The 21,735-nt window shown below is 61.5% G+C and carries 23 protein-coding genes, 1 tRNA gene and 1 pseudogene; 17 read left to right on the top strand and 8 right to left on the bottom strand.

Translation table 11 applies throughout. The features are described from left to right. The 7 genes and pseudogenes from ACFVTE_RS17100 to ACFVTE_RS17070 all read left to right on the top strand — a co-directional run. Positions 1-292, top strand: a pseudogene (locus ACFVTE_RS17100) (transposase); the annotation flags it as partial. Between the two features lie 408 nt (positions 293-700). Beyond that, entirely contained in the window at positions 701-976 is a 276-nt protein-coding gene (locus ACFVTE_RS17095) for a glutaredoxin family protein (RefSeq protein WP_387102337.1), read from the top strand. Positions 977-1,038: 62 nt separating this feature from the next. Continuing rightward, a complete protein-coding gene (ssb, locus tag ACFVTE_RS17090; protein WP_387102335.1) occupies positions 1,039-1,581 on the top strand; it encodes a single-stranded DNA-binding protein in 543 nt (180 codons plus the stop codon). A 169-nt stretch (positions 1,582-1,750) separates the two neighbouring features. After that, on the top strand, positions 1,751-2,350 hold the full coding sequence (locus tag ACFVTE_RS17085; RefSeq protein ID WP_387102333.1) for a DNA-binding protein: 600 nt from the start codon (positions 1,751-1,753) through the stop codon (positions 2,348-2,350). Then, complete coding sequence (locus ACFVTE_RS17080; RefSeq protein WP_387102332.1) at positions 2,343-2,615, top strand: hypothetical protein; 273 nt, start codon at positions 2,343-2,345, stop codon at positions 2,613-2,615. Before ACFVTE_RS17085 ends, ACFVTE_RS17080 begins: the two co-directional genes overlap by 8 nt. A gap of 440 nt (positions 2,616-3,055) precedes the next feature. Then, on the top strand, positions 3,056-3,307 hold the full coding sequence (locus tag ACFVTE_RS17075) for a helix-turn-helix domain-containing protein (RefSeq protein ID WP_387102329.1): 252 nt from the start codon (positions 3,056-3,058) through the stop codon (positions 3,305-3,307). 705 nt (positions 3,308-4,012) lie between these two features. Continuing rightward, positions 4,013-4,348, top strand: a complete 336-nt coding sequence (locus ACFVTE_RS17070; protein ID WP_387102327.1) for a hypothetical protein — start codon at positions 4,013-4,015, stop codon at positions 4,346-4,348. 431 nt (positions 4,349-4,779) lie between these two features. On the opposite strand, the gene ACFVTE_RS17065 is transcribed toward ACFVTE_RS17070, so the two are convergent. The 4 genes from ACFVTE_RS17065 to ACFVTE_RS17050 all read right to left on the bottom strand — a co-directional run bounded on the left by ACFVTE_RS17065 (position 4,780) and on the right by ACFVTE_RS17050 (position 6,573). After that, complete coding sequence (locus ACFVTE_RS17065; protein ID WP_387102325.1) at positions 4,780-5,574, bottom strand: nucleotidyl transferase AbiEii/AbiGii toxin family protein; 795 nt, start codon at positions 5,572-5,574, stop codon at positions 4,780-4,782. 9 nt (positions 5,575-5,583) lie between these two features. Next, positions 5,584-5,910, bottom strand: coding sequence for a hypothetical protein (locus ACFVTE_RS17060; protein ID WP_387102323.1), 327 nt, complete (start codon positions 5,908-5,910; stop codon positions 5,584-5,586). 108 nt (positions 5,911-6,018) lie between these two features. Continuing rightward, positions 6,019-6,324, bottom strand: a complete 306-nt coding sequence (locus ACFVTE_RS17055; protein WP_387102320.1) for a hypothetical protein — start codon at positions 6,322-6,324, stop codon at positions 6,019-6,021. Between the two features lie 9 nt (positions 6,325-6,333). Next, a complete protein-coding gene (locus ACFVTE_RS17050; RefSeq protein ID WP_387102319.1) occupies positions 6,334-6,573 on the bottom strand; it encodes a helix-turn-helix transcriptional regulator in 240 nt (79 codons plus the stop codon). A gap of 422 nt (positions 6,574-6,995) precedes the next feature. Here ACFVTE_RS17050 and mobC point away from each other — a divergent pair, with 422 nt between their 5' ends. The 4 genes from mobC to ACFVTE_RS17030 all read left to right on the top strand — a co-directional run bounded on the left by mobC (position 6,996) and on the right by ACFVTE_RS17030 (position 10,699). Next, entirely contained in the window at positions 6,996-7,409 is a 414-nt protein-coding gene (gene mobC, locus ACFVTE_RS17045) for a plasmid mobilization relaxosome protein MobC (RefSeq protein WP_387102317.1), read from the top strand. Continuing rightward, positions 7,409-8,968 (top strand): relaxase/mobilization nuclease domain-containing protein, encoded by a 1,560-nt coding sequence (locus ACFVTE_RS17040; protein ID WP_387102315.1) that lies wholly within the window; start codon positions 7,409-7,411, stop codon positions 8,966-8,968. The genes mobC and ACFVTE_RS17040 overlap by 1 nt, the downstream gene beginning before the upstream one ends. An 18-nt stretch (positions 8,969-8,986) precedes the next feature. Beyond that, positions 8,987-9,775, top strand: a complete 789-nt coding sequence (locus ACFVTE_RS17035; protein WP_387102313.1) for a hypothetical protein — start codon at positions 8,987-8,989, stop codon at positions 9,773-9,775. Positions 9,776-9,898: 123 nt separating this feature from the next. Next, the gene (locus ACFVTE_RS17030) at positions 9,899-10,699 is read left to right on the top strand and encodes a PDDEXK nuclease domain-containing protein (protein ID WP_387102311.1); all 801 of its coding nucleotides are present in this window, start codon (positions 9,899-9,901) and stop codon (positions 10,697-10,699) included. An 11-nt stretch (positions 10,700-10,710) separates the two neighbouring features. On the opposite strand, the gene ACFVTE_RS17025 is transcribed toward ACFVTE_RS17030, so the two are convergent. From ACFVTE_RS17025 to ACFVTE_RS17010, 4 genes are all read right to left on the bottom strand, one after another. Then, on the bottom strand, positions 10,711-11,910 hold the full coding sequence (locus tag ACFVTE_RS17025; protein WP_387102309.1) for a tyrosine-type recombinase/integrase: 1,200 nt from the start codon (positions 11,908-11,910) through the stop codon (positions 10,711-10,713). 72 nt (positions 11,911-11,982) lie between these two features. Continuing rightward, on the bottom strand, positions 11,983-13,002 hold the full coding sequence (locus ACFVTE_RS17020; RefSeq protein ID WP_387102307.1) for a hypothetical protein: 1,020 nt from the start codon (positions 13,000-13,002) through the stop codon (positions 11,983-11,985). Further along, positions 12,999-14,132 carry a tyrosine-type recombinase/integrase gene (locus ACFVTE_RS17015; RefSeq protein WP_387102354.1) on the bottom strand — a complete coding sequence of 378 codons (1,134 nt, stop codon included), beginning with the start codon at positions 14,130-14,132 and terminating at the stop codon, positions 12,999-13,001. The genes ACFVTE_RS17020 and ACFVTE_RS17015 overlap by 4 nt, the downstream gene beginning before the upstream one ends. A gap of 148 nt (positions 14,133-14,280) precedes the next feature. Continuing rightward, positions 14,281-15,381 (bottom strand): ATP-binding protein, encoded by a 1,101-nt coding sequence (locus ACFVTE_RS17010; RefSeq protein ID WP_387102304.1) that lies wholly within the window; start codon positions 15,379-15,381, stop codon positions 14,281-14,283. Between the two features lie 432 nt (positions 15,382-15,813). Between ACFVTE_RS17010 and ACFVTE_RS17005 the strand changes: the two genes are divergently transcribed. From ACFVTE_RS17005 to ACFVTE_RS16980, 6 genes are all read left to right on the top strand, one after another. Continuing rightward, positions 15,814-17,415: an ATP-dependent endonuclease gene (locus tag ACFVTE_RS17005; RefSeq protein WP_387102301.1), complete on the top strand. Its 1,602-nt coding sequence runs from the start codon at positions 15,814-15,816 to the stop codon at positions 17,413-17,415. Continuing rightward, entirely contained in the window at positions 17,402-18,529 is a 1,128-nt protein-coding gene (locus ACFVTE_RS17000) for a UvrD-helicase domain-containing protein (protein WP_387102298.1), read from the top strand. The genes ACFVTE_RS17005 and ACFVTE_RS17000 overlap by 14 nt, the downstream gene beginning before the upstream one ends. Then, positions 18,522-20,144 carry a hypothetical protein gene (locus tag ACFVTE_RS16995; RefSeq protein ID WP_387102295.1) on the top strand — a complete coding sequence of 541 codons (1,623 nt, stop codon included), beginning with the start codon at positions 18,522-18,524 and terminating at the stop codon, positions 20,142-20,144. The genes ACFVTE_RS17000 and ACFVTE_RS16995 overlap by 8 nt, the downstream gene beginning before the upstream one ends. A 137-nt stretch (positions 20,145-20,281) precedes the next feature. Continuing rightward, positions 20,282-20,599 carry a PDDEXK nuclease domain-containing protein gene (locus ACFVTE_RS16990; protein ID WP_387102293.1) on the top strand — a complete coding sequence of 106 codons (318 nt, stop codon included), beginning with the start codon at positions 20,282-20,284 and terminating at the stop codon, positions 20,597-20,599. Between the two features lie 493 nt (positions 20,600-21,092). After that, positions 21,093-21,419 (top strand): Lsr2 family protein, encoded by a 327-nt coding sequence (locus tag ACFVTE_RS16985; RefSeq protein WP_387102291.1) that lies wholly within the window; start codon positions 21,093-21,095, stop codon positions 21,417-21,419. 224 nt (positions 21,420-21,643) lie between these two features. Beyond that, positions 21,644-21,726, top strand: a tRNA-Leu gene (locus ACFVTE_RS16980). Positions 21,727-21,735 lie beyond the last annotated feature (9 nt).

Raw genomic sequence — 21,735 nt, 5'->3', positions numbered from 1 at the left:
TTCATCCCGGGCGATCCGGTCCCTGCTGTGAGGACGCGGAATCGCCGCGGTGATCCCGGAACCAGCCGATCAGATCAGCCATCGGGAACGACGCGGATCGGTCGGCGGCAGTCCCCGTTCTTTGACGATGAGGGACTACAAGGGCCGGAACGTTGTCGAACGGAACTTCAATAACTTCAAGCAATGGCGGGGCCTGGCCACGCGCTACGAGAAACTCGCCCTCACCTACCGCGGCGGAGTTGTGCTCCGAGCACTCAGCATCTGGCTGGCCGCTCTAGGAGGCTCGCCCTAGCCGTAGCGGAGATCTAACGGCGGGTTGACGAACATAGAAGCATCCAAGCCCGACCTGACCCGCCAACCCCGCCGCTGGCCATCAGTTTTTTCAGCCGGGATGACCAATGAAAGGGCCCGGGACGGTTCGGTCCGGAAAGGAACCGGACGGTGCCGGGTCCACTTCTCAGGCGGCAAAATCCCAGTGTGCAGGGGACTACTGACATTCTGTGAAGTCAGCTTCTGAAAATGACATCGCCGATTGCTGAGGGGCCTAGTCACGCGGTCAGAGGAGCCGTAAAATTCGAATAAAAACCCCTAGAATTAGCGGCGAAAGTGCTATTCATTCAGTTGAATGATTGGTAGAATAGAAGCAGCAGTAAAGAGCAGACGAACCTAACCAAAGTGATACGAAACCAAGGACTGAGAAATGACTGTCACCATCTACACCAAGCCCTCCGGATGCTTCGGCTGCGCAAAGACCAAGCAGAAATTCGTTGAGGCAGGCCTGCCCTTCCACGAGGTTGACGTCACCACCAACCAGGCCGCTTTCGAGTACGTCACCGAAGAGCTCGGCTACTCCCAGGTCCCCGTCGTCGTCTACGACAAAGACGGCACCGAAAACCACTGGTCCGGACTCAACCCCGGCAAGATCGAGCAGATCATCGCCATCGAAGCAGCTGCCGGCCGCGCCCGCGAAGCCTAAACAGGGACCACCGGAACCCCGGCACCGCCCATACGAAACCAGCAGAAAAGGATACGAAACCAATGTCAGGCGAAACCAGCATCACCGTCATCGGCAACCTCACCAGCGATCCTGAGCTACGCTTCACCGCAGCCGGGGCAGCGGTCGCTAACCTCACCATCGCCTCCACGCCCAGGACCTTCGACCCTGCCTCCAAGGAATGGCAGGACGGCGACACCCTCTTCATGCGCTGCTCCATCTGGCGCGAGGCGGCCGAGAACGCTGCCGCGTCCCTGGCCAAGGGCAGCCGCGTGGTCGCCTCCGGAGTCCTGAAGCCCCGCACCTATGAGACCAAAGCAGGGGAGAAGCGCACCGTCCTGGAGCTCGAGGTCGAAGAGATCGGCCTGTCCCTGCGCTACACGGCCGCGACGCCGGCCGCCCGGCCCTCCACCACCGAACGACTCCCGAAGGGTGCGGAACCGGACGGCATCCACCCGGCCGACAGTTTTACGATCAGCCCCCGCCAGTACGCCGACGACGAGGCCTGGTTCGGCCTTCGAGCCAACCCGAGCGGCTTCGTCGCTCCGCCGGTCATCACCGAAACGCCCGTGTACAAGAGCGAATAACCGAGGGGATTCGTCGGCCGGCGGCCCCCGGCGCTGGAGCCGGCCGCCTAGCTCTGGGGCATTTCCGCGAGGACATCCCCGGGCGGAAAGGCTTGATATTCGTAGTAGTAGGAGTAATTTTGTTACTACTCCTACTACTTTTTCTTTTGGGAAGGTTTCCGCCGTGGCCATGAGTGTCAAAGACCGGGTTTTTGCTGCCGCTGAGCAGATCAGCGCTGAGCGTCGTCCGACCGTGTCCACGGTCCGCGCGGCTGCCGGGGTGAGCAACGCTGACGCTACCCGGTACCTGAAGGAATGGACGGAGGAGAAACAGGCTGCCGGGGGACAGGTCGCCGCGACGCCGGCGGCCCTGCTGGAACAGGCCGCCCGGCTGGCGGGAGCGTGCTGGGCCGAGGCATCCGCCTTGGCCAACGAGCGCCACGCCGCCGCCGAAGCGGTCTGGGCGCAGGAGAAGAAGGACCTGAACCAGGAGGTCGCCGAGCTCGTCGCTGACCTGGATACGGCGGTCGCCGAGAAGGACGCAGCGGTCACCGAGCTCACGGAACGGATCACTGCCCTCGAACGCGAGGCCGCCGCAGTGGGGGAGCAGCTGGAACGCGCGCAGGCGGCGGAGCGCGAGGCGGCGGGAACGGCGGCCGCGGCGGCGACCAGGGCCGCGGCGGCCGAGGCCCGCGCCGGGGCCCTGCAGGAGGCCCACGACGCCTTGCTGCAGCGCATTACCCCCGAGGCGCCACGGGAGTCCGGAACGGAAGGACAGTCCGATGCCTAGGAAGCCGGCGAGGAATGCCGCGTTCACGCCGTACTTCACGCAAGAGGAAGCCGACCAGGTGCGGGCCGCCTACCTGGTAGCGAAGGAACACGAGGGCGGCGTGGCCAGCGCATCGGACTTCATCGTCCGTGCCACCATGAGGGACGTGAAGAGGGTCCAGCGCAAATACAACGGCGGGAAGAAATTTGACCCGGTTCCCGCCGGTGCGCTGCGCCGCGGGCAGCGCACCCGGGACGAACTCCAACACCGAGACGAGGACATCTGAGAATGGCCGGACAGGCAGAGAACAATACCGCCACGCCGTCGCCGAACCGCTTTCCGAAGTGCTCACCTTGGTCCAGGTCCCGGAGATCGTGAACATCGGCATGGCCCGCGTTGCGGGTCATGGTGAGCTCGTGTGAGTTGCGTGCCGTACATCTACGCCGGCTGCCTGCTGTCATTAGCGTCCGGTATCTGGTCCCATGCCAGGGCAACCCCGTCTGGGTGACCGTCTGCGTAGGGCTGCCAGGGATTCTGATGGGGCCGGGCGGCACTTCAGGACCCTATGATTTAAAGCGCCACTTCGCAGCCGTCGTGGACGTTCCCGTTGGCCCTGGTCGGGGTCGCTGAGGTCCTCAGAGCGCGCAGCCGCCGGCAGCGGGACTAAGCAGCCGCCGGCAGCGGGACTAATCAGTCTAGGCCGGGAGCCGCAGATAGTATGACCCAGTGACTGACGAACCGCGCCCCCACCGCTTCCTCACCATCGAGCAGGCAGCTGAAGAGCTGAACGTGAAGGCCAGCCTCATCCGAGGCCTCATAAAGACTGGGGAGCTTCGAGCCCTACAGGTTGGCTTCAGGGGCATGTGGCGCATCGGCCGTCAGGACGTCGAGGACTACATCGCGGAAGCTTACCGGCGCACTGAGGCTCGTATCGCCGCCGGCGAACTGGAGGATGGTGCGGAGGCTGAGGAGGCGTAGCGCCAGGAAAAAACCGTCCTTAGACTCTCGCCATGAGGAAGTGGTGGCGTGTGCTTCCCCCGGGCGTGCGGGTGGCCCTGATTGGTGCGGTCGCGTTTGCCGTCTACGTGGGAACAAACTTGCTTATTTTTCGGGACCGCCTCGATGATGCGCTGTTCAGCGCCTTGGTGTACTCGTTGGTTGTTGCTGGAGGCCTCTACTTCACCCAGAAGCGCTTCCGTAGAACCGCGGCAAGGCTCGAAGAGCATGGTCAGTCGCTGATGTTCCTGCGGTACCCGAACAACCTGCCTGGTTCCTTGAGCGGCGTCTGGCAGATGGGCATCGCCACCCCCGGGCCGCGTCGGATCGATTTCCAGCCGGCGGTCTATGACGAGCTGATTCCCAGCGGACGGGGCAGGGCACTCACGGGGCTCCGGAGCACTGGGTTGCCGCCGCGGATGGCCAGCCGCAATGACAACAAGCAGGCGGTACCGTTCGGCTTTCAGATCATCACCCTGAACTCAGATGGCGGTCTCATCGAGATCGCCGCCAGTCCCGCGACGCTACAGAAGATCCAGGACGCCGTCGAGCCGGCATCCTCGTGGCCCCCGGCCGCAAGATCTGCGCAAGAGTCTTGCTGGGCATGCCATTTCAGTGATTCAGTTCAGCCATGCCCGCAGTGCCCACGGAGCCTCGGGACTGGTCTGTCTGAACAAGGGGGAGCTCGTGAAGTCGAATGCACCACTGCCGTGGCCGCTGAAAGTTCTGGGCATCCTATTCTTTGTCGCGGTCATTGCTTTGATCCTGCTCGTCCAAGTGGACAGGACCCTCCTCGGGGCGGCGGCCATAGGTGCGGCTGCGGTGGCCGTGTTGCTTGGCCTCTCGCTAGCCGCGGACTTCAACGGATCCGCGCGTTGGCTCGGCCAGTTTGCCAGGGACAACGCTTCACTGTTCTTCAACGGTTCGGCTCCAGACAGTGGCGTCTACAGAATCGCTGGAGTGGGTTTTGCCGTGTTGGGAGTTGCCATCGGAGCAGTGGTCCTGACCCATTTGCCCCAATGACACCAGTCCAGCAAGCCCCCACCGTCACGCCGGCCGCAGAAAGTGTAAGGAGCGGCGAGTGGGATGCCACAACAAACAACCCCTACAGCCGAGTCGAGGCAGGATAACAGCGCACGTGGAGGGTTAGTGAGGACGACCTCGCTGCGTACCTCGACCTGGCCTTCGCGCAGACCAGGGACAGGATCGACGCGGGCCAGATCAGCCCGGATGAGGATGCCGCAGACGGCTGGAAGAGAAAACACCCGCGGCAACACCATGGCCGTCTGGGGGTGGCGGACCGGCGCCGCTGGACCCGCCTACTGCCAGTTCTGGTGGGTGGCGGCAGCAACCCGGGAACATCACCGGCACAGGACAGGCATTGAGCGCTGCACCTTCATCCGCTCTGCCGACCGGCGGATGCCGGGGCTTCTCTGCCCGCTGACCCGGGGGTGTTAGCGGCTGTAACCCGGGCCGTTGTCCCGGGCCGGCGAGTACGGACGCGCGCCGGCCGCCATGCTGGTGGGGGCAGGGCGCGCTGCGCCGGGGCCCGGTTGGTTGGCATCGATGACCGCTCGGGCGGCGGTGATGTCGATCTCTCCGGGGCCTGGTGGTGAGACCGTTTCGGCCCATTCGACCAGGCGCAGTTTGATCTGGTCGAGGGCGCGGGGACCGACGCCGTACTCTGCGACGTCTTCGGGGCGCACCCGCATGACCTGACGCAGGGCGTAGCCGAGTTCGGCGCGGTCAAAGGATGAGCCGAATCTGTAGGCGGTCAGCTCGAGGAGTTTGTCCTCGGTGAAGCGTCCGTCGTTGCGGATCGAGTCGACGTCGAGGAAGTCACGGGGCAGTGACCTGCTCATCAGGGCATCGATCTTGCTGGCTGCGGCATCGCGCTCATCCAGGACGGGGCCGACGTCGAACTGTGCCGGCTGGTAGGCCCGCCAGTCAACGGCGATATCGACCGGGACCACGGCCCCGGTTGTGGTGGTGATTTCCAGGCGCGCGAACACGTCGGTTTGCTGGATGGTCCGGACGGTGCTGCCCTCGCTCCGGTACGCCGCTGACAGGTCCTGGAGTGCCTGTTCAAACCGGCCCTTGTCCAGGAGGTTGGTGAACAGGTCCAGGTCCCGGGTTGGGCGGCTGATGAGCCCGTGAAGTTCGCTGGCGCTTGCTCCTGCCAGCGCGAAGCCGTAACCCTTCAAAGCGTCCAGGCCGGTGCGGGCTACGTCTTCGCGGGCTTTCTCCATGGCCCCAGCTTAGGCGGCGAGCTGCGGGAACTTCGCTTCCCAGAGTCGCCGGCACCGGGCCGGCAGCAGCAGCGCCGGCCAGGACTGTTCCAGCACCGTCCGGTTCAGGATCGTGCGGAGGTCATCGAGGGTGCCGGCGTTGAGCACATAGGCGTAGTGGGCGAGGACTTCGGACGAGTCCACCCGGAACGTGCTTTTCGGTCCCCAGTGGACTGACACCGGCAGTTCCACGATCCCGTGGTCCGGGCCCTGCAACTCCTCCAGTGACTCAGGTACGGCGTAGGGCACGGTGTCGCGGACGAAGATCCGCTGGCCGGATCCGGCGTCGTCTGTCATCGGCCTACGCCTCCTTCCCATGCGTTTGACGCTGCACATTAACTGTAGGTCCGTGCCCGCACACCTGGTGCGGACCCGCCGGGGTTGAGGACCCGGAGGGGGTGGGGTTTAGCTGGCCGCCGGTTCGAGGCCGGGGGCTGATCCGGCGTCGGATGGTGCGGGTTTGGCGGTGTTCCTGCGGCGGCGGCCGGCGGCGGCGGGTTCGAGTCCGAGCTTCTTGAGTTCCTCGGGGCTCCAGCCGTCCCTGGTGGCGCGGATGTAGGCGCGCTTGTCGTCTTTTTCGGCCTCGGCGAGTTGTGCTTTGAGGTCGGTGATGCGTTGGCGGGTGGTGACGAGGTCTGTGACGGAGTTGATGCGCGAGTCGAGGAGTGCGCGGGCCTGGTTGCGTGTCTGTTCAATGTCGAGGTTAGCCATGGTTCAACCCTAACTTTCGGTGGTGGCTTTTTCCGGGCGGCAGGGGCCGGTGTCGCCTGTGGCGGCGCCGGTCAGTGGCGCGTTGGCGGGGTCGTTGATCCAGTCGTGCAGGTACTCGGCGCTGTAGCTGATGGTGCGGGGTGTGAATTGGAAGTATTCGGGTCCGATGCCCTGTTGACGCCAGCGGCGCAACCGGTCGGCCGGGATGCCGTATTGCTGTTCCACGATGCGCGGTGAGATGAGAGCCATGACTGTACCTTTCGCTTGCCCCATGCTGCGTTCCTTTCGGCACGCTTGCCGAAACTTGGCCGGTGAGGGAATTGGCCAGCCGGAGCTGCCGGACCGTGGAATACCGGAGCGAAGCGAGGATATGCCGCGAAAGCCGGCGGCGCAGGCTTGCCAAGGAAGGACCGGGAAGTAGCCTCAACAGCCGAAACGGAACGACGCAGTCGTTGTGAAGAAGAAGGGGCGCGTAGCGACCCCCAGGGCAGTACCCAACCCGGTGACCACCCGGGCAGAACCCCCTCAGGAAGCGAAGCGGAGCAAGCTATGCGGTTATGTGCCATAACCCGCGTGTTGATCCACGGCCTGCGGTCGTGGATGCGGCACACTCTTGAGTGTGGCCCGGAAATTCCGGGGCGCTGCGCTGGGCATTGGGGGAGGGGGCGGGGATGACTCAAGAGCATGGGGAGACTGAAGAAGGGCGGAAGTCTCCGCGCCGGTTCTCCCGTCGGCGCCGGGCGAACATTGACGGTGCCACCCAGTATGTGCGGGTGTCGATGTCGGAATTCGAACGGGCGCAGCTCAAGGTTCTGGAGGAGCGGACGGGGCGCAGCCCGTCGGAGATTCTGGTCAGTGCCGCCCTGTACGCGGAGAACTCCGAGTCGCTTGCTGAGCGGCGGGCGGTGGCCGTGGAATTCATCGCGGCCCGCCGCTACCTTGCTGCCCTGTCGAACAACGTCAACCAGCTCGCCCGTCACGTGAACGCCACGGACGAATTCCCGGAAGCAGCCCGAACGGTGTTGACGCGGGTGCGTGCGGTCGCTGACCGGATCAATACGATGCTGGATGCGATGGTGCGCTGATGATTCCCAACATCACCAAGGGCACCCGCATGCATGGCCTGATCGCCTACCTTGCCGGTCCGGGACGGGCGAACGAGCACACCGATCCTCATCTGGTGGCGGGGTCCCCGTCGATCATGGCCTGGTACAACGACGACGAGCTGAACGCAGATGCTGCCCAGGCGATCGCCAAGGAATTGGACCGGGCCAGAAGCGTCCTGGGCACGGAGGTTCCGGGCGGCCATGTCTGGCACTGCTCGCTGTCTCTGCGGGCCGAAGAGGGCGACCTGACCGATGCGAAGTGGGCTGGTATCGCGCAGGACTTCATGGACGAGATGGGTTTCACCGAAGCCAGTGGACGGGCGCCGGCGCAGTGGGTGGCGATCCGTCACGGCCACAGCAAAGCCGGGAACGACCACATCCACATTGCCGCGTCGATGGTCCGCGAGGACGGCACCAAGTGGAGCAGCTGGCGTGACTTCCCCCGTGCACAGCAGGCCGCCCGGGAGCTCGAGAAAAAGTACGGCCTGGAGGAACTGTCGCCCACGCATTCCACCCGTGGCCTGCGGCCCGGTGAACGTGAAGCATCCGAACGGCGGGGTGCCCCGGAACCGGAACGCCGGTCGCTGGAACGCAAGGTCCGCGCCTGTGCAACGGCCGCCCGGGATGAGGCCGAATTCGTTCGACGCCTGCGCCGTGCCGGTGCCCTGGTCAGGCCTCGGTACGCGTCCGGACGCGACGATGTTGTGGTGGGCTACAGCGTGGCCGAACGACCCCGGAGAGGTGGCCGGCCGGTCTGGTTCGGCGGCGGTCACCTCGCCAAAGACCTCGCCTTGCCCAAGCTCCGCAGCGCATGGCAGGACACCCCGCAAGTAGCGGCCGATGCGGTCGCCGAATGGCAGGCAGCTGCACGCGGCCGCCGCCCGGCCACGACCGGCCGCGAAGCCCACGAACCCGACCCGCAACTGTGGGAGCAGTACAGCGACGAAGTTGCCCGTCTCCGTGAGACGCTGCGCTCCGTCGCGCTGGATGACCACGCAACCTGGGCGCATGTTGCACGCGAGGCATCCGGTGCCTTCGCTGCCTGGTCCACGGCAACTGAGGCAACCCCCGGACCGCTCGCTGCAGCAGCGGATGAGCTGTCCAAGACGGCACAGCTGCGGCGTTACCCGGTCCGTCCCATCCGCAGCGTCGGACCGTCCGCCCGCGGAGCTTCCCTTATGTTCATGGCCGCCGCGATGGGCGGCACGGGAACCCCTGCGCAGGCCATCATGCTGCGCCAGCTCCTCAACGTCGCCAAGGCTGTCCATGACATGCACAAGGCCTCCAATGATCTGCGCAGGGCACGGCAGATCAGCCACATGGTGAAGCACCACCTGAGCCAGGTCGCTGCAGCACTGCCACCCGTCCCTGCAACCACGGCCGCGACGGATGCCGAAGCGGCCGCAGCCGTCCGCGCCAGTACAGCCGGCCAGGTTACGGGCCGGTCCGCCGGGTCCGTGCTGCCGCCGACCTACGTGCAGGCACGCACCCCTGCGGCCACCCGAAGCGGAACCACCAGACCGGACATTGAGAGATAACACCAACGAGGGGGAATCATGCACGAATCTGACGGCATCGAAGAAGCAATCGAGGGAATCTCGCGCGTCGGGCTGACCGTCGCCGGCCGGCTCGGTGAACAGCTGGCCAGGGCACACGAGCAGGAGCTGCGCCGCGCTCAAGCGGCCGAGGAACAACAGGCCCGTGAACTGCGGGCCCGGTTCGACGCGGAGCGGGCCGCGGCCCGTGCCCAGCTTGCACCGGTCATGGACAACCGGTGGTGGGACACCGCCAGCGGCCGAGACATCGAAAGAGTCCACGAGGCGGCCACCGCATGGAAAGACCACGACTCGGCGGCGCGCGACGCGGCCGAGGTCATCCGCGACCAGGTGCAGCGCCGCTATGGTCTGGACGTGAATAGCCTCGGTGCCGATGATGCGTCGGTGGCCCATGCCCTGGCAAGGGCCGAACGGGACCGCGAACAGGCCGGACAGGAACGCCGTACCGGCCGTGACGAGACCGCCCAGGCTGTGCAGCTGCTGACCGAGGCCGACCGGGCAGACCGGGACCGCCAGCAGCACGCCGACGAGGAGAACCAGCACCCCGAGGCACTGGCAGAAGAGGCCGGCCTCGAGCACGACTCGGCCGAGCGTCGACAGGCATTGGCTGCCAGCCTGGAAAGTGTCGCCGACCAGGAGGCCGTGCAGGCACGACTCAGCGCCGACCAGGACCAGGCCACCCCGCCCACAGCCGCGGTCACCAAGGCACCAGGACGAAACCCGAAGGCCCGCAAGACACGCGGAGCCAACGGCCAGACGAAGCTCCTACAAAAAGGCCTCAGCCGGTAGAGGTGGGGCTGAACCCTCGAGTCAGCTTCATCCAAGTCTCATCACAGTCTCGCGGTACAGGTTCAAGTCCGCGACGGTGACTGCCCGACGGGCCGGAGCCTCCTGATAGGTAGGATCAAACGCATGCCCGATGCCCGTGACCTCGCCCTCCCGGCCAGCTACGCCGAACTCCTCAGTGATCTCAAGAACCAGGTCAGAGCAGCCAGGACCAAGGCGCTCCGGACCATCAACACGCAACTTATTGCACTGAACTGGTCCATCGGGAAGACCATCCTGGAGCGCCAAGCATCTGAAGGGTGGGGGAGTGGGGTCATCGGGAGACTGGCTGAAGACCTCCGTGCGGAGTTCCATGACATGAAGGGCCTGTCCCGGTCCAACCTGCAGTACATGCGCAGCTTTGCCGAGGCCTGGCCGGCCTTCGACCCAAATGTCCCACAGCCTGTGGGACATTTGCCGTGGGGCCACATCCGCATCATTCTCGACAAGCGCCTCGAACCGGATGCAAGGGACTGGTATGCAGCTGCCGCCGTTCAGCACGGTTGGTCCCGCGACGTGCTCATGAACATGATCATGAACAAAACCCTGGAACGCAGTGGGGCGGCGCCGTCCAACTTCGGGCAGCATCTCGTCGCACCGGATTCCGAGCTGGCCCAGCAGGTCGCTAAAGACCCCTACAACTTTGAATTTCTCGGCCTCTCCGGGGAAGTGGCCGAACGCGACCTTGAAAGTGCGCTCACCAGCAGGATCACCGAAACCCTCCGGGAACTCGGCCCCGGCTTCGCCTTTGTCGGCCGCCAAGTCCACTTCGACGTCGATGGCGATGACTTCTTCGTCGATCTCCTCTTCTTCCATATCGAACAATCCCGCTTTAACTGCACTAAGGACTTGGCGGTCGGACGGCAGGAACTAGGCTTGGCGGCTTAGAGCAATACCAGTCATCTGCCGGTCAATTCCTCGCCTGCTCGGAGACGTTCACTGATGTGTGCGGCTTGGATCTGCTTCTCCCTAATGTGCCGCAGTGATTCTTCCAGAGCCGCTACTTCTCCCAGCCAGGTCTTTTGCCTGGCCTCGTTGAGGCGTACGAGGGTATTCGCTTCCAGTTCCTGCAGCCTGGGGGCTTGTTCGGGGTCGACTTGAAGCATCGGGCAGCGGACGCAGGCGTGTTCGTGAATGCATGGGGTGCCATAAGGTCGATGACAGGTTCCGAGTGCTACCCGGCGGAGCGTGAAATGGTGCTCGAATTCGGACCACTCTTCCGCGGTAGGGTCCCGGTACTCCTGTGCTGGGCGTGAGCTGCGACGGTTGTCGATGAAGGTCCGGTAGTTCTTGATGACCTGTTCGGGATAGACGGCGACGTAGCCTTGGGTGGTGTTGAGGTCGATATGGCCCAGCAGATGTTGGGCGATGTGAATTGGCAGGCCGCTGTTGACTGTCTCGGTGGCGAAGATGCGCCGTAGGTCGTGCGGACTGAATTTTAGGAGGCTGCCGTCAACATCCTTCAAGTCAGCTTCCTGCGCCGTGGCCCGGAGAAGGTGCCTCGCCCCCGCGGTCGACATGACCCGGGGCGGTCCGCCGTACTTCAGCTGGAACAAGTGCGGTAGCTCGGGCCCCCAACGGCGTTCCAAAGGGTCGAAACGGCTGAGCAGGGGAACCGTTTCGTCTGTCCCTTTGACGCGACGGATGATCGTTGCAAGAACGGAGGCCAGTTCCGGGGACGCCGGGATGAGGCGTTCCCGGTCGCTCTTGGATGGTGCAACCTGCAGAAGCACAGTGACTTCACCTTTCTCCGGGGTATAACGCCGGATGGAGGTGTGCGTCAATTCAACCAGCTCCTCAATTCGGAGGCCGGTGAGGCGGAGGACCTCGATGACCGCCCACGCCCAGAACGCCCGTTCTTCGGCACGATGAAGACGGGTGATGGAGCCGGTTTCAATGTCTTCGACGGACGGCCTGGACCTGTCGCCGTAGTAGCCTCGTGCAACACGGCGGTATCTTTTCCCGTTGATTGTCAGGAGTGCGCCCTCCCGGGCCGCGGTGGCTGCCTCCAGTAGCGCCGCTGTGTCCCGGCGTTTTTTCTCGGCTACCGAGATGAGGGTGTTCAGCCGGGGCGCCAAGGTGCGGGTCCGTTGGTGCATCTGCGATTGTCTGCGGTGCCGTTGTTTGGTGAGTCCCTTAGTTTCTGCCGCCGTCACGGGCGACGGACAGGCTCAGATTGCCCACCGCTCGGGTTCCGTAACTGCCCATTGGGCAAGGTCGAGGTAGAACCCTCGGACTGCGGTCAGGATCGCGAAATAGTCCTTACGTTCCCGGCCTCCGGGGAGGTGGCGGAGCCGCTGTTTCCAGGCGGCCGTTACGTCGCCCGGCAGATTGAGGCTGTCCAGTCCTGGGTGGTGGCGTTGAATGTCGGTCCAGAAGTTCCTCACGAGCATCCCAGCCACGCCGACCAGGCTGGTGTAGTCGACGGCAGCGGATCTCTCGGTAAGGTAGTCCACGAACAGTTGCCGGATGCAGCGGTTCTCGATCCCATGGCTGTCGACCAGCTGCGCGACAGTGAGCTGGCCCTTCAGCGTCAAGGCACGATAGTCGGCCGGCTCCCCTGCTAAAGCCCCGGAAGCCTGCAGCGCCTGCCAGGCGACATTCATGGCCCGGCTCCTACCACGCAGCGATCGCCATTCCGAGTCGATCTGCAGGAATTGAGCGGCGGTAAGCTGTAGCAGCGGCGTTCCGGTGCGGAGCCGCACCAAGGCCAGGGCGTTAAGGGTGAGCATATGCGACGTCTTCGACAGTTCCAGGGTTTTGAGCCAGGAATCCAGGTCTGCGAAGACCCGCGCGTCGACGGTAGATCTGTAGGTGATGAACAGGTGAGGTGGAGTCGCGCTGCGAAGCCAGCAAAGCGATGGTCGTATGACACCGAGGACGATGAGGGCGATCGACGCGCTTCCCTGCAGCGATCTTCGGTAGGGGCTGAGGTCCTGTTGTCCCCAGGACATGCCGGCTGCATCGCAGCCGGCCGATTCCCACCGCTGTTGCCAGTTGTCGCCGGGAAAAGAATCAAGCCATTCCAGAAGGTATCGCAGCCCTCGTTCCCGTTCCCGGCGCCTCTTGGGTATGTCCGGCAGCTGGTTTGCGGCCTGCAGAATGATGTCGTCGATGCTCAGGAGCGCTCCGGAAGGTGGTGCCGCCTCGGCCGGAGCCGTCAGGAGCTCACCGGCCACTGTCGCTGTCACTGTGATTCGCCAAAGAGGTCGGCCAGGTCGGATGAGTCGTAGCCCCATGCCGGCTTCGTCGGCTGCGGCTGGCCCGGTGGTTTTTGATGGTGTTGGCGGACGCGGGCGAGCATGTCCTGGGTTTGAACGTGGATGTAGCGTGACGTTGTGCTCAGGTGGGCGTGCCTGAGGACGGCTTGCACATCAGTGAGGGGAACGGCGGGGTCGTTGGCAAGACGGGTGGCGCAGGTATGGCGTAGATCGTGCAGGGTGATATCCGTGCCAAGGGACTTGTTGACCCTTTCCAGAGCGGCGCGCATCGCCGAATAGTTCAGGGGACGGTGGGGACGGCGCAACGTCCGCCAGAGTGCGTCTCCAAGGCCGGCCGGTGGTGCTTCGTCCAGGTACAACCTCAGCCATGTCAATGAGTCAGGCGAGGTCGGTACCCATTGATAGGCGCGGGTGCCTTTGGAAATCACGGCGACTGTCTGGTTGCCCCAGTCAACGTCCCGTCCTGTCATGCCCAGGAGTTCGCTGGCACGGGCGCCGGTCGCCAGGTACATCGCAACGAGTGCCCGGTCCCGCGTAGAAGTCAACGCAGCGAACGTGCGATCGATCAAATCATCGGACAACGCGCGTGGACGAGTGTGCATGGTTCGTTGTCGATAGGGGGCACGTTGTCCGGTTTTGTAGGCATCCATTGGATTGTGATGGGCGTACCGTCGTACGCCGGAGGGGGCGGCAGGCACTGGGTTCACCACAGGACCGATGCCCCTTTGAGCATGATGCGCATAGAACACAGACAGCACCGAAAGCATATGGTTTATGGAGGCCGGAAGATATGGCCGGGCTCCCATAGTGGGCTGTGGTTGCCGCATCCACAGCACCAGATCGCGGACGTCTTCCCTCGTCGCAGCGTCCCAACGGATCCCAATGACAGCCAGGAAGCGCCACCACCGCAGCAGGTCAAAGGCGTAGGAACGCAAAGTTTGGGAACTGCAATCATTGGTGGACAGCTCCAACAGGAAGCCTTCAATGACTCTGTTGTCGGATGCAGCGGGGAGCCCTGTTATTTGCCATGGAAGTTCGCGGCTGGTCGTTGACCTAACTGCGCCAACTTTCGGCAAGACGAGACCAGAGACATTCCGCATCGGGCCTGCCGCGGGCGGATGGATCGTGTCCATGCCTGAGCCTGTCAGACCAAGCGGCCTTTAGCCCGCAGACACGCTAAGGCGGCTACACGAGAAGTCTAACTGCCTGCAGACAGTCAATGTTCTACCCGTTTCCGCTCAATGGACCTTAGTCTGCGTTCAGGTTGCGTAGGTACTGGCGGAGGCCCGGTATCGCGAAATCGATCTTGCCGTGGCCAGCGGGCTCGACTAGGCCGGCGGCAAGGAGGCGTGAGCGGTAGTTGGCGACGAGGTTGGTTTTTGCGTTCAAGCGCTCTCCCAGGTCTCCTGCGATCGAGGGGCCGTCATCTTGGGACATGGCGCGGAGGAACTCGAGGTCTTTGGGCGACGTGGTCGAGAGGGCGGCTTCGATGACTGTGCGGGCATTGCGTCTGTGCGCGGCTTGAATTGCACGTTCCGCTTCGGCAGCTGTCACCGTGCCGTTGTTGTTCTCGGCTTCGCGCCAGAGGAAGTAGCCGACGAGCTGGATCAAGAAGGGGTAGCCGCCCGTAGAGTTGGCTGCTTTTTGGATGAGTTGCGGGGGAATGTTGAAACCGGCCGTGGCGAATATAGAGGTGAAGGACTTTTCGACGTCGCGGATGGCCGCGGCGTGGAGGTCGATTTTGTCGGCCCGGCGCAGGAACGTCGCAACGCCTTCATTGAGCAGGTCTGATACGGCTGCAGGAAGTCCGGCGAAGACCAGGCCGATTGGGAGCCGATCTTGGATGAAGTGTTGGACGCTTGCCGCCAATTGAGCGAGTTCGTTGCGATCGGCGGCGTGGATTTCATCCACCGTGATGATCAGGCCGGTATGTTTTTCATTCAGGAGGTGGAGAAGTTCTTCCCCGAGTTTGCGCCAAGCCACTTGGCGTTCTGGTGCCAGCTGGGTGGTGATGCTGAACCCCGCCGCGCCGATGGCGGTGATGCGCCGGTTCTGCGGGCCGCTGCCAAGTTCCTCTGCCAAGCTGCGCATCGCCTCGCCGATGCGGCCCATGAAACCTTCTGTTGCGGTCTCGGCGATGACGGCCCAGCCTTCCTGGCGGGCCGCGTCGTGGGCTGCCCCGAGCATTACCGTCTTGCCGATCCCACGGGCTCCGGTGAAGATGGTTAGCAGGCCCGGAGCCCCTGAGCCAAGCCGCAGGCCGTATTCGAACTCGTCAAGCAGGCCCGTCCGCCCGATAATCTCCGGGGGAGTCGCCCCCGCTGAGGGTCTGAAGGGATTCTCTATCACAGACCAAGCTTATGAGTTCTTGTGAGTTTTGTGAGTTTGTCGTTCTTTGTGAATCTTATGAGTCTTGTGAGTATCCGCCGAGTTTACGTGGTCAGCCCGGACGGGAGGCATCGAAGTGCTCGCGGCCATGAGGTGGGCGAGGGGTGGCGGACCAGCAAGTTGAATTGCTTCTGGACAGTCTCCGCGACAGTGGGAATGACCGCCCTCCCCAGTCCGGCAGCGACCGGAACTCGCTCTTGCATCGGCACGGTGGACCGCTGCCAAGATTTGTCGGTGCTGACTGCTAAGTTGAGAATTCAACCTCAGGGATAGTGAGCGAGAAGAAGCAACCCGTGCTCGAAAAGACGGGCGCCTCCTTTGAGCGGTTCTTGCGACTGGGCTCGAGTAAGGATTAGCGGATAGCGGCGTGGATAGTACGTATTTGGGGGAAGCATGATTGAGAAGCTGCTAATTAGAAACTTCAAGAAGTGGGAGCAGCTAGACGTTACGTTCAATGACGAGCTCAATATTCTTGTCGGTGACAACGATGCGGGAAAGTCCACGATAATCGAGGCAATCGAAATGGTGCTCAGTGGGCGCCTTGGCGGTCGGCCGGTCGACCAGGAACTAGCCAGTCATTGGTTCTCGAAGAGCCGCATTACACGATATCTCGAGGAAGTGAAGGCTAATCGGAAGGCTGAGATTCCTTCTATTCAAATAGAGGTCTACTTCAGGGCCGATGATGACCTAGCGGCTTTAAGGGGCCGTAATAACCTTCTTGGAGTCAATGCCCCTGGTTATCGCCTGCATGTCTCGTTTGATCAGGCATATGAGAGTGAGTACGCAGAGCTCTTGGCCGACGGAGAGATTGATTCCCTTCCCATCGAATACTTCCACGTTGAGCGACATGATTTTGCCGGGGAACGCGCTGCGCTGCGTAACCTCCCGGTTCGCGCCACACTCATCGATACGGTCAGTTCGCGCCTGTATTCGGGAGTTGACTACTACCTCAAAACAATCATCACAGAAAGCATCACTACCAAGGAACGGGCGCAATTGGCGCTAGCCTATCGAACCCACAAGGGGCAGTTGGCAAAGTCGCCCGCGGTACTGACTGTTAACAATGCCCTTCGCGGCAAACAGAACACGCTCCAGGACCTCACTGTCACGTTGGGAGTCGAGACGAGCGGACGGTCATCGTGGGAGTCCGCTGTAATACCCCACTTTGATGACATCCCATTCTCTAGTGTGGGCAAGGGTGAGCAATCTGCATTCAAGATGCTCCTTGCTATGGATCGCCATGCTGCTGACAAGCACGTAGTTCTAGTTGAAGAGCCCGAGAATCACCTGTCATTCAGCAACCTGAACAGGCTGGTTAGCTTATTGCAGGCCCGGGCCGCATCAAAGCAATTATTCGTCTCGACGCACAGTTCTTTTGTACTCAACAAGCTCGGCTTGGACCGGCTCGTACTGCTTTCCCGAGGGGCCAACAGCAGCTTCAACGCGCTCACGCCTGAAACGCGCGAACATTTCATGAAGCTTGCCGGATACGACACCCTGCGCCTCGTCCTGTCTCGGGCCGTGATTCTTGTTGAAGGTCCTTCCGATGAACTGATCGTTCAGAAGGCGTTCGAACAGATCCACGGCTGTCCTCCAATTGAAATGGGCGTTGACGTAATCAGCGTCGGGCTAACTTTCAAGCGGTTCCTCGAACTCGGGAAGCTCCTCAAACTGAGGGTCTCAGTTATCACGGACCTTGACGATAACGAGAGCCAGGAAAAGGCGCGCAAGCGATTTGAGGAATTTGAGGACGAGAACATCAAGGGGTTCGTCGGCGCGGTCCAAGACGGCCGAACCCTCGAGCCTCAACTGGTGAGCAGCATGGGACACGAAAGTCTCGGCGCCCTGCTTGGTCAGGAGTTGGCCGACAAAGCTGCTGCCGCTGAATACATGGAGAAGAACAAGACGGATGTCGCCCTGGCCATCGCTTCAACAACAACCGAACTGGAGTTCCCCTCGTTCATCATGGATGCCATCGCACATGTCATCGACTAACAAGGTCGTCGTTGCATCGGCTGGCTCGGGGAAAACTGAGTTGATAGTTGATAGCGCACTTGCCGTACCACGGTCGGAACGCGTGCTGATCACCACCTACACCACCGATGGCCAGGATGAGATTCGACAGCGGTTCATCAAGAAGCAAGGTCATGTCCCGGCTAACGTGACAATCCTGGGATGGTTCGCTTTCCTGCTCCGCCACGGCATAAGGCCCTATCAGCACCCCGTCCTAGCGGTAAATGAAATAGCGGGCGTCATCTTCGAGAGGCGATCTTTCCGCGTCGCCAAGGAGAAGGTGAGGCCCTACTACCTTACGAAGAATGGCAATGTTTACAGTGAACACGCCGCAGACCTTGCCCTGCTCCTCAACACACGATCCGGCAGTGCGGTCATTGATCGGATTTGTACCGTCTTCCCGCACATTTACGTGGATGAAGTGCAGGACATCTCGGGCAGGGACTTCGAGTTTATCGAGGCGATTCTAGCCGGCCCGGCACAGGTTACCCTCGTCGGCGATCCTCGACAGGGCACCTTTGCAACAACCCAGACACGCACCAACCGAGGAAAGTCACAGTCACATATCCCGGTCTGGTTCAAGGAGCTCGAACAGAAAGGCCTTGCAGCGATAGAGGAACTCACCCACAGCCATCGATGCCACCAAAAGATCTGTGACTTCGCCGACCTGCTTTACGCGGACATGAGCTATCCGGCGACAACGTCACTGCAGCTCGCCTTAACGGGGCATGATGGCGTATTCATAGTTCCGCCCGATCGAGTTTCGGAGTACGCAGCGGCTTATCGCCCGCAGGTACTTCGTCTTGATGTGAAAACCAAGACTGGAGCGCTGGAAGCTAGGAATTTTGGTGAAGTCAAAGGGCGCACGTTCCAGCGCGTCATGATCTTTCCGTCCGCAGGGATCGAACAGCACGTCCTGACGAAGGCAAACCTCGCAACCATTACGCGAGCTAAGTTTTACGTCGGCATCACTCGAGCCCGTCATAGCGTAGGGCTGGTTCTAGACGACAAGAGCGGCTCATCCGGACTCCCAATATGGGAAGGTGTCGCTGACTCTGCAATATCCCTCACGGAGATTGGAACAGGAAATGACTGAGACAAGCGCGCAGTCGGCCGCTGCCGGCTCCAGCATGGAGCAGGAGGCCCAGGAGAAACTCTTTCACAGCCTTGGCGGCGGGCCGTGGACCATCCTTAAGGATTCCGAGTTTCGGGACGACATCAATTTCGGCATTTATTGCGCGCTTGGTGACCCTGCCAGTCGATCAAAGTTCCTAGCCGACCCGGGCTGGGACCTTACTCCAACCGCCGGCGCTCCTGGCTTCTCTCAAGGCGGTGGAGAGACGACCTACCACCGCAACTGGTCAGAGGATGGTGTCGAGCCGTTCGTACTCGAGCGCGAGTTTTACGGTGCGCGGGAAGACTATGTCGAGATCCAACAGGAGTTCCGACTCTTCCATAACTTGGCACTCGACAAACAGACTGGCAACCTGATCAAACCCCACGATGACGGATCGGAGGAAGTCGCCGTAAAGTTCAATGGGAATCAGGTCCTGGTTCGCACCAGGCTTATCAAGCAATACATGGCAGCTCGTCAGATGGATCTCCACATCTACATCGACTCCTTGGTCTACGGCAGCAGCGATGAGACGATCCCGGAAGAGTGGGTGATCGAAACCGATAGCACCCGCCTCGAGCTTCACGTTCAGAAAAAAGGCTTCCCCTTCAAAAAGCCGTCTACCCGACTGCTGGGCAAGAAAATCCTCCCCGCAGGCCCAATCGAGACCTGTGGTGTTTGGCCCTTTGAGTCCGCGCAGGAGTATCCGGAGTTCATCATCGGCGAGGACGAACACGGCAGACCGGTTCGCTACACCTGCGACCCTGACCAGCTCGCCAATTACTTTGGTAAGAACGACCACGCCCCGCACTACCTGACACCCGTGCACTTTCGCAAAGACGTGCTGCAAAAGTACTACGACCGACCCGAGCTGTACTCGGTTTCCGATGGAGGAGTTCGCTGCGCCGCTCTGTGGAGCTGCCGGATCGACAATGATCACGCGGACCGGGTCATCGTATTCCTCGGCGATCTAGGAAGAGATCTGCCAGCTAGTGAGCGCAACTACTGGCGGGGCTTTATGATTACACCCGATACCAAGATCAGCGAAACGAACTTCCGCCGCTCCTTCCTTGGACAGTTTACAGACCCGAAATCCGTAGACCTGATCTTCAAACGCCGCTACGACGAACTCAATGAGGCATGGAGTGATCTGCATGGCTGGCCGCTCTTCCGCTCTCCTGAAGGACCGGACAAGCACCTAATCAGTAGACTGCGCCTACCGCTAAATGACAGTCAGGCAGAGTTTGAATCGTCCATTCGACTGCTCACACAGCTTCTGGTTGATGCACTGAATGAGAAACAGATTGAGTCTCAGCTGAGCACTAAGCAACCCAACGAAAAGGGCATCTCCAAGTTGGAGCGGCTTTTCGCAGAAGAAGAACGCCTTCAAGGAAACGACGTCAAAGTACTTCGAAGCCTGCAGGAAGTGCGGTCTCGGGTTACGGCTCATCGTAAAGGATCAGACTACGAGAAAGTTCTGGACAAAAATTTCGGCAACCGGCGAGGACGCGAAGCTGTCGAGTTTCTTATGAGGGACCTCCTCGACTGGCTGTCCAAGGTACTTGACTCGCTTCAAGATTCTCCAGGCTCCGCCTAGCGTAAAATCGCAAAGCCGCGCAGTCGTACTGCCTAGGCATTCGCTAGAAAATTTCCTGCCGGCGCTGTTAGTCTGCCTCGTTTGTCCGAGGAACTTCGGATTGGCAGCTGAAGTGAGCGCCTGGGCCAGGCGCACTAGTGCGGTCAACGGGCTACGTCGTCATCGAGCTGAAGACCGGCAAGTTCCAACCCGAGTACGCCGGCAAACTTAACTTCTACGTCGCCCTCGTCGACGACGTGCTGCGCCGCGATCACCATAACGAGACCATTGGGATCCTGATCTGCGGCACCAAAAACGACCGCAGCGTCAGATACAGCCTCGGACGCTCCACATCGCCAATGGCCGTGGCCGCCTACACCTACGACAAACTCCCCAAGGAAGAACAACTGGCTCTACCCGACGAAAACCATCTGGCCGCTGCCCTGGAATGGGCCGAAGGCGTGGAAGACGACTAGATACTGTTGGGGGAGTCCGAAAGGATTCTCGATCACAGCTATGAGTTCTTGTGAGTTCCGTGAGTTGTGCCGGCTGCGTGAATGTTGTGAGTTTGTGAGGATCCAGGCATGCAGGAAGACTGACCCCAAGTGACCGTTCGGCAGCCTCCACCCGCCGTGAAGTGCTTCCGGCAAACACCCATCGGGCGTGGCGAACAGCAAGCCGCTATCTGGCCGGCTTTCCCCTGACGGCGTCAGGAGGTCCGCCCTTGACGGCCTGTCGAGGTCTTGCGGCTTTAGATCCAGCTTCCTACCGCTCACATCAGGGAACGGTGCCGAGTAGTGTCCTCTGTTTTCGTGAGGGACGGCTTGGAATGTTCTACTGACCATTTGAATAGACCGAAACCGAAAGAAATGTCACTTGCGGTTCCTGTTCCCGCCGCCTATTTGTGGCGAATTTATCGGTAGTGTGCCGGCGGCGCTAAGAGCGGTATTTCGCTGATAAAATCAAGTTATGGCACGCAAAACAGTAGTTACTCTTGAAGATGATCTCGACGGTTCAAAGGCCAATGAGACCGTGCAATTTTCCCTCGACGGCACTGAATATGAGATTGATCTAAACGAAGAGCATGCCAATGAACTTCGTCAGGCCGTCAGCCGATTCGCCGAGGCAGCACGAAAGACTTCCGGCGGTCGCGGCCGATCGGCCACTCGCAGGCCGCCGGCGGGTAACAGTGATGCCAAAGCCATCCGACAGTGGGCGCTGGATAAGGGACTAAAAGTCAACGCCCGTGGACGAATCCAAGCGGACATCGTTGAGCAGTACCAAGCCGCTCACTGATCAATGAAGCCGCACCGCTAGACGCTCCACCCACAACAGGTGAAACTGTAAATCGCTGCGGACGACCGTTTATGTCAATAACACCTCTGCACCTTACCTGTCATCGACTATGCCCCTCCCGGGGTGCTAAAGGCATGCCGCGGAAACTTCGTGCTAAGGTCTTTCTCGCTGCTTCGAGAAAAAGCGCCACGCTGAGGCGTTGGCACGGATCCGAACGACTACCTGCGCGGGTGGCGGAATGGCAGACGCGCTAGCTTGAGGTGCTAGTCCTCGAAAGGGGGTGGGGGTTCAAGTCCCCCTTCGCGCACAATATGAA

The sequence above is a fragment of the Arthrobacter sp. NPDC058097 genome (assembly GCF_042884885.1).
GTDB lineage: Bacteria > Actinomycetota > Actinomycetes > Actinomycetales > Micrococcaceae > Arthrobacter.
This window is presented reverse-complemented; position numbering and strand designations above follow the sequence as displayed.

What these genes read in the sequence shown, in the direction of transcription:
- ACFVTE_RS17065 (WP_387102325.1), bottom strand. Translation starts at nt 5,574, where the DNA reads ATGGAGAAAGCCCGCGAAGACGTAGCCCGCACCGGCCTGGACGCTTTG.
- ssb (WP_387102335.1), top strand. Translation starts at nt 1,039, where the DNA reads ATGTCAGGCGAAACCAGCATCACCGTCATCGGCAACCTCACCAGCGAT.
- ACFVTE_RS17055 (WP_387102320.1), bottom strand. Translation starts at nt 6,324, where the DNA reads ATGGCTAACCTCGACATTGAACAGACACGCAACCAGGCCCGCGCACTC.
- ACFVTE_RS17005 (WP_387102301.1), top strand. Translation starts at nt 15,814, where the DNA reads ATGATTGAGAAGCTGCTAATTAGAAACTTCAAGAAGTGGGAGCAGCTA.
- ACFVTE_RS17030 (WP_387102311.1), top strand. Translation starts at nt 9,899, where the DNA reads ATGCCCGATGCCCGTGACCTCGCCCTCCCGGCCAGCTACGCCGAACTC.
- ACFVTE_RS17000 (WP_387102298.1), top strand. Translation starts at nt 17,402, where the DNA reads ATGTCATCGACTAACAAGGTCGTCGTTGCATCGGCTGGCTCGGGGAAA.
- ACFVTE_RS17015 (WP_387102354.1), bottom strand. Translation starts at nt 14,132, where the DNA reads ATGCGGAATGTCTCTGGTCTCGTCTTGCCGAAAGTTGGCGCAGTTAGG.
- ACFVTE_RS16985 (WP_387102291.1), top strand. Translation starts at nt 21,093, where the DNA reads ATGGCACGCAAAACAGTAGTTACTCTTGAAGATGATCTCGACGGTTCA.
- ACFVTE_RS17025 (WP_387102309.1), bottom strand. Translation starts at nt 11,910, where the DNA reads ATGCACCAACGGACCCGCACCTTGGCGCCCCGGCTGAACACCCTCATC.
- ACFVTE_RS17095 (WP_387102337.1), top strand. Translation starts at nt 701, where the DNA reads ATGACTGTCACCATCTACACCAAGCCCTCCGGATGCTTCGGCTGCGCA.
- ACFVTE_RS17085 (WP_387102333.1), top strand. Translation starts at nt 1,751, where the DNA reads ATGAGTGTCAAAGACCGGGTTTTTGCTGCCGCTGAGCAGATCAGCGCT.
- mobC (WP_387102317.1), top strand. Translation starts at nt 6,996, where the DNA reads ATGACTCAAGAGCATGGGGAGACTGAAGAAGGGCGGAAGTCTCCGCGC.
- ACFVTE_RS17035 (WP_387102313.1), top strand. Translation starts at nt 8,987, where the DNA reads ATGCACGAATCTGACGGCATCGAAGAAGCAATCGAGGGAATCTCGCGC.
- ACFVTE_RS16995 (WP_387102295.1), top strand. Translation starts at nt 18,522, where the DNA reads ATGACTGAGACAAGCGCGCAGTCGGCCGCTGCCGGCTCCAGCATGGAG.
- ACFVTE_RS17080 (WP_387102332.1), top strand. Translation starts at nt 2,343, where the DNA reads ATGCCTAGGAAGCCGGCGAGGAATGCCGCGTTCACGCCGTACTTCACG.
- ACFVTE_RS17040 (WP_387102315.1), top strand. Translation starts at nt 7,409, where the DNA reads ATGATTCCCAACATCACCAAGGGCACCCGCATGCATGGCCTGATCGCC.
- ACFVTE_RS17050 (WP_387102319.1), bottom strand. Translation starts at nt 6,573, where the DNA reads ATGGCTCTCATCTCACCGCGCATCGTGGAACAGCAATACGGCATCCCG.
- ACFVTE_RS17060 (WP_387102323.1), bottom strand. Translation starts at nt 5,910, where the DNA reads ATGACAGACGACGCCGGATCCGGCCAGCGGATCTTCGTCCGCGACACC.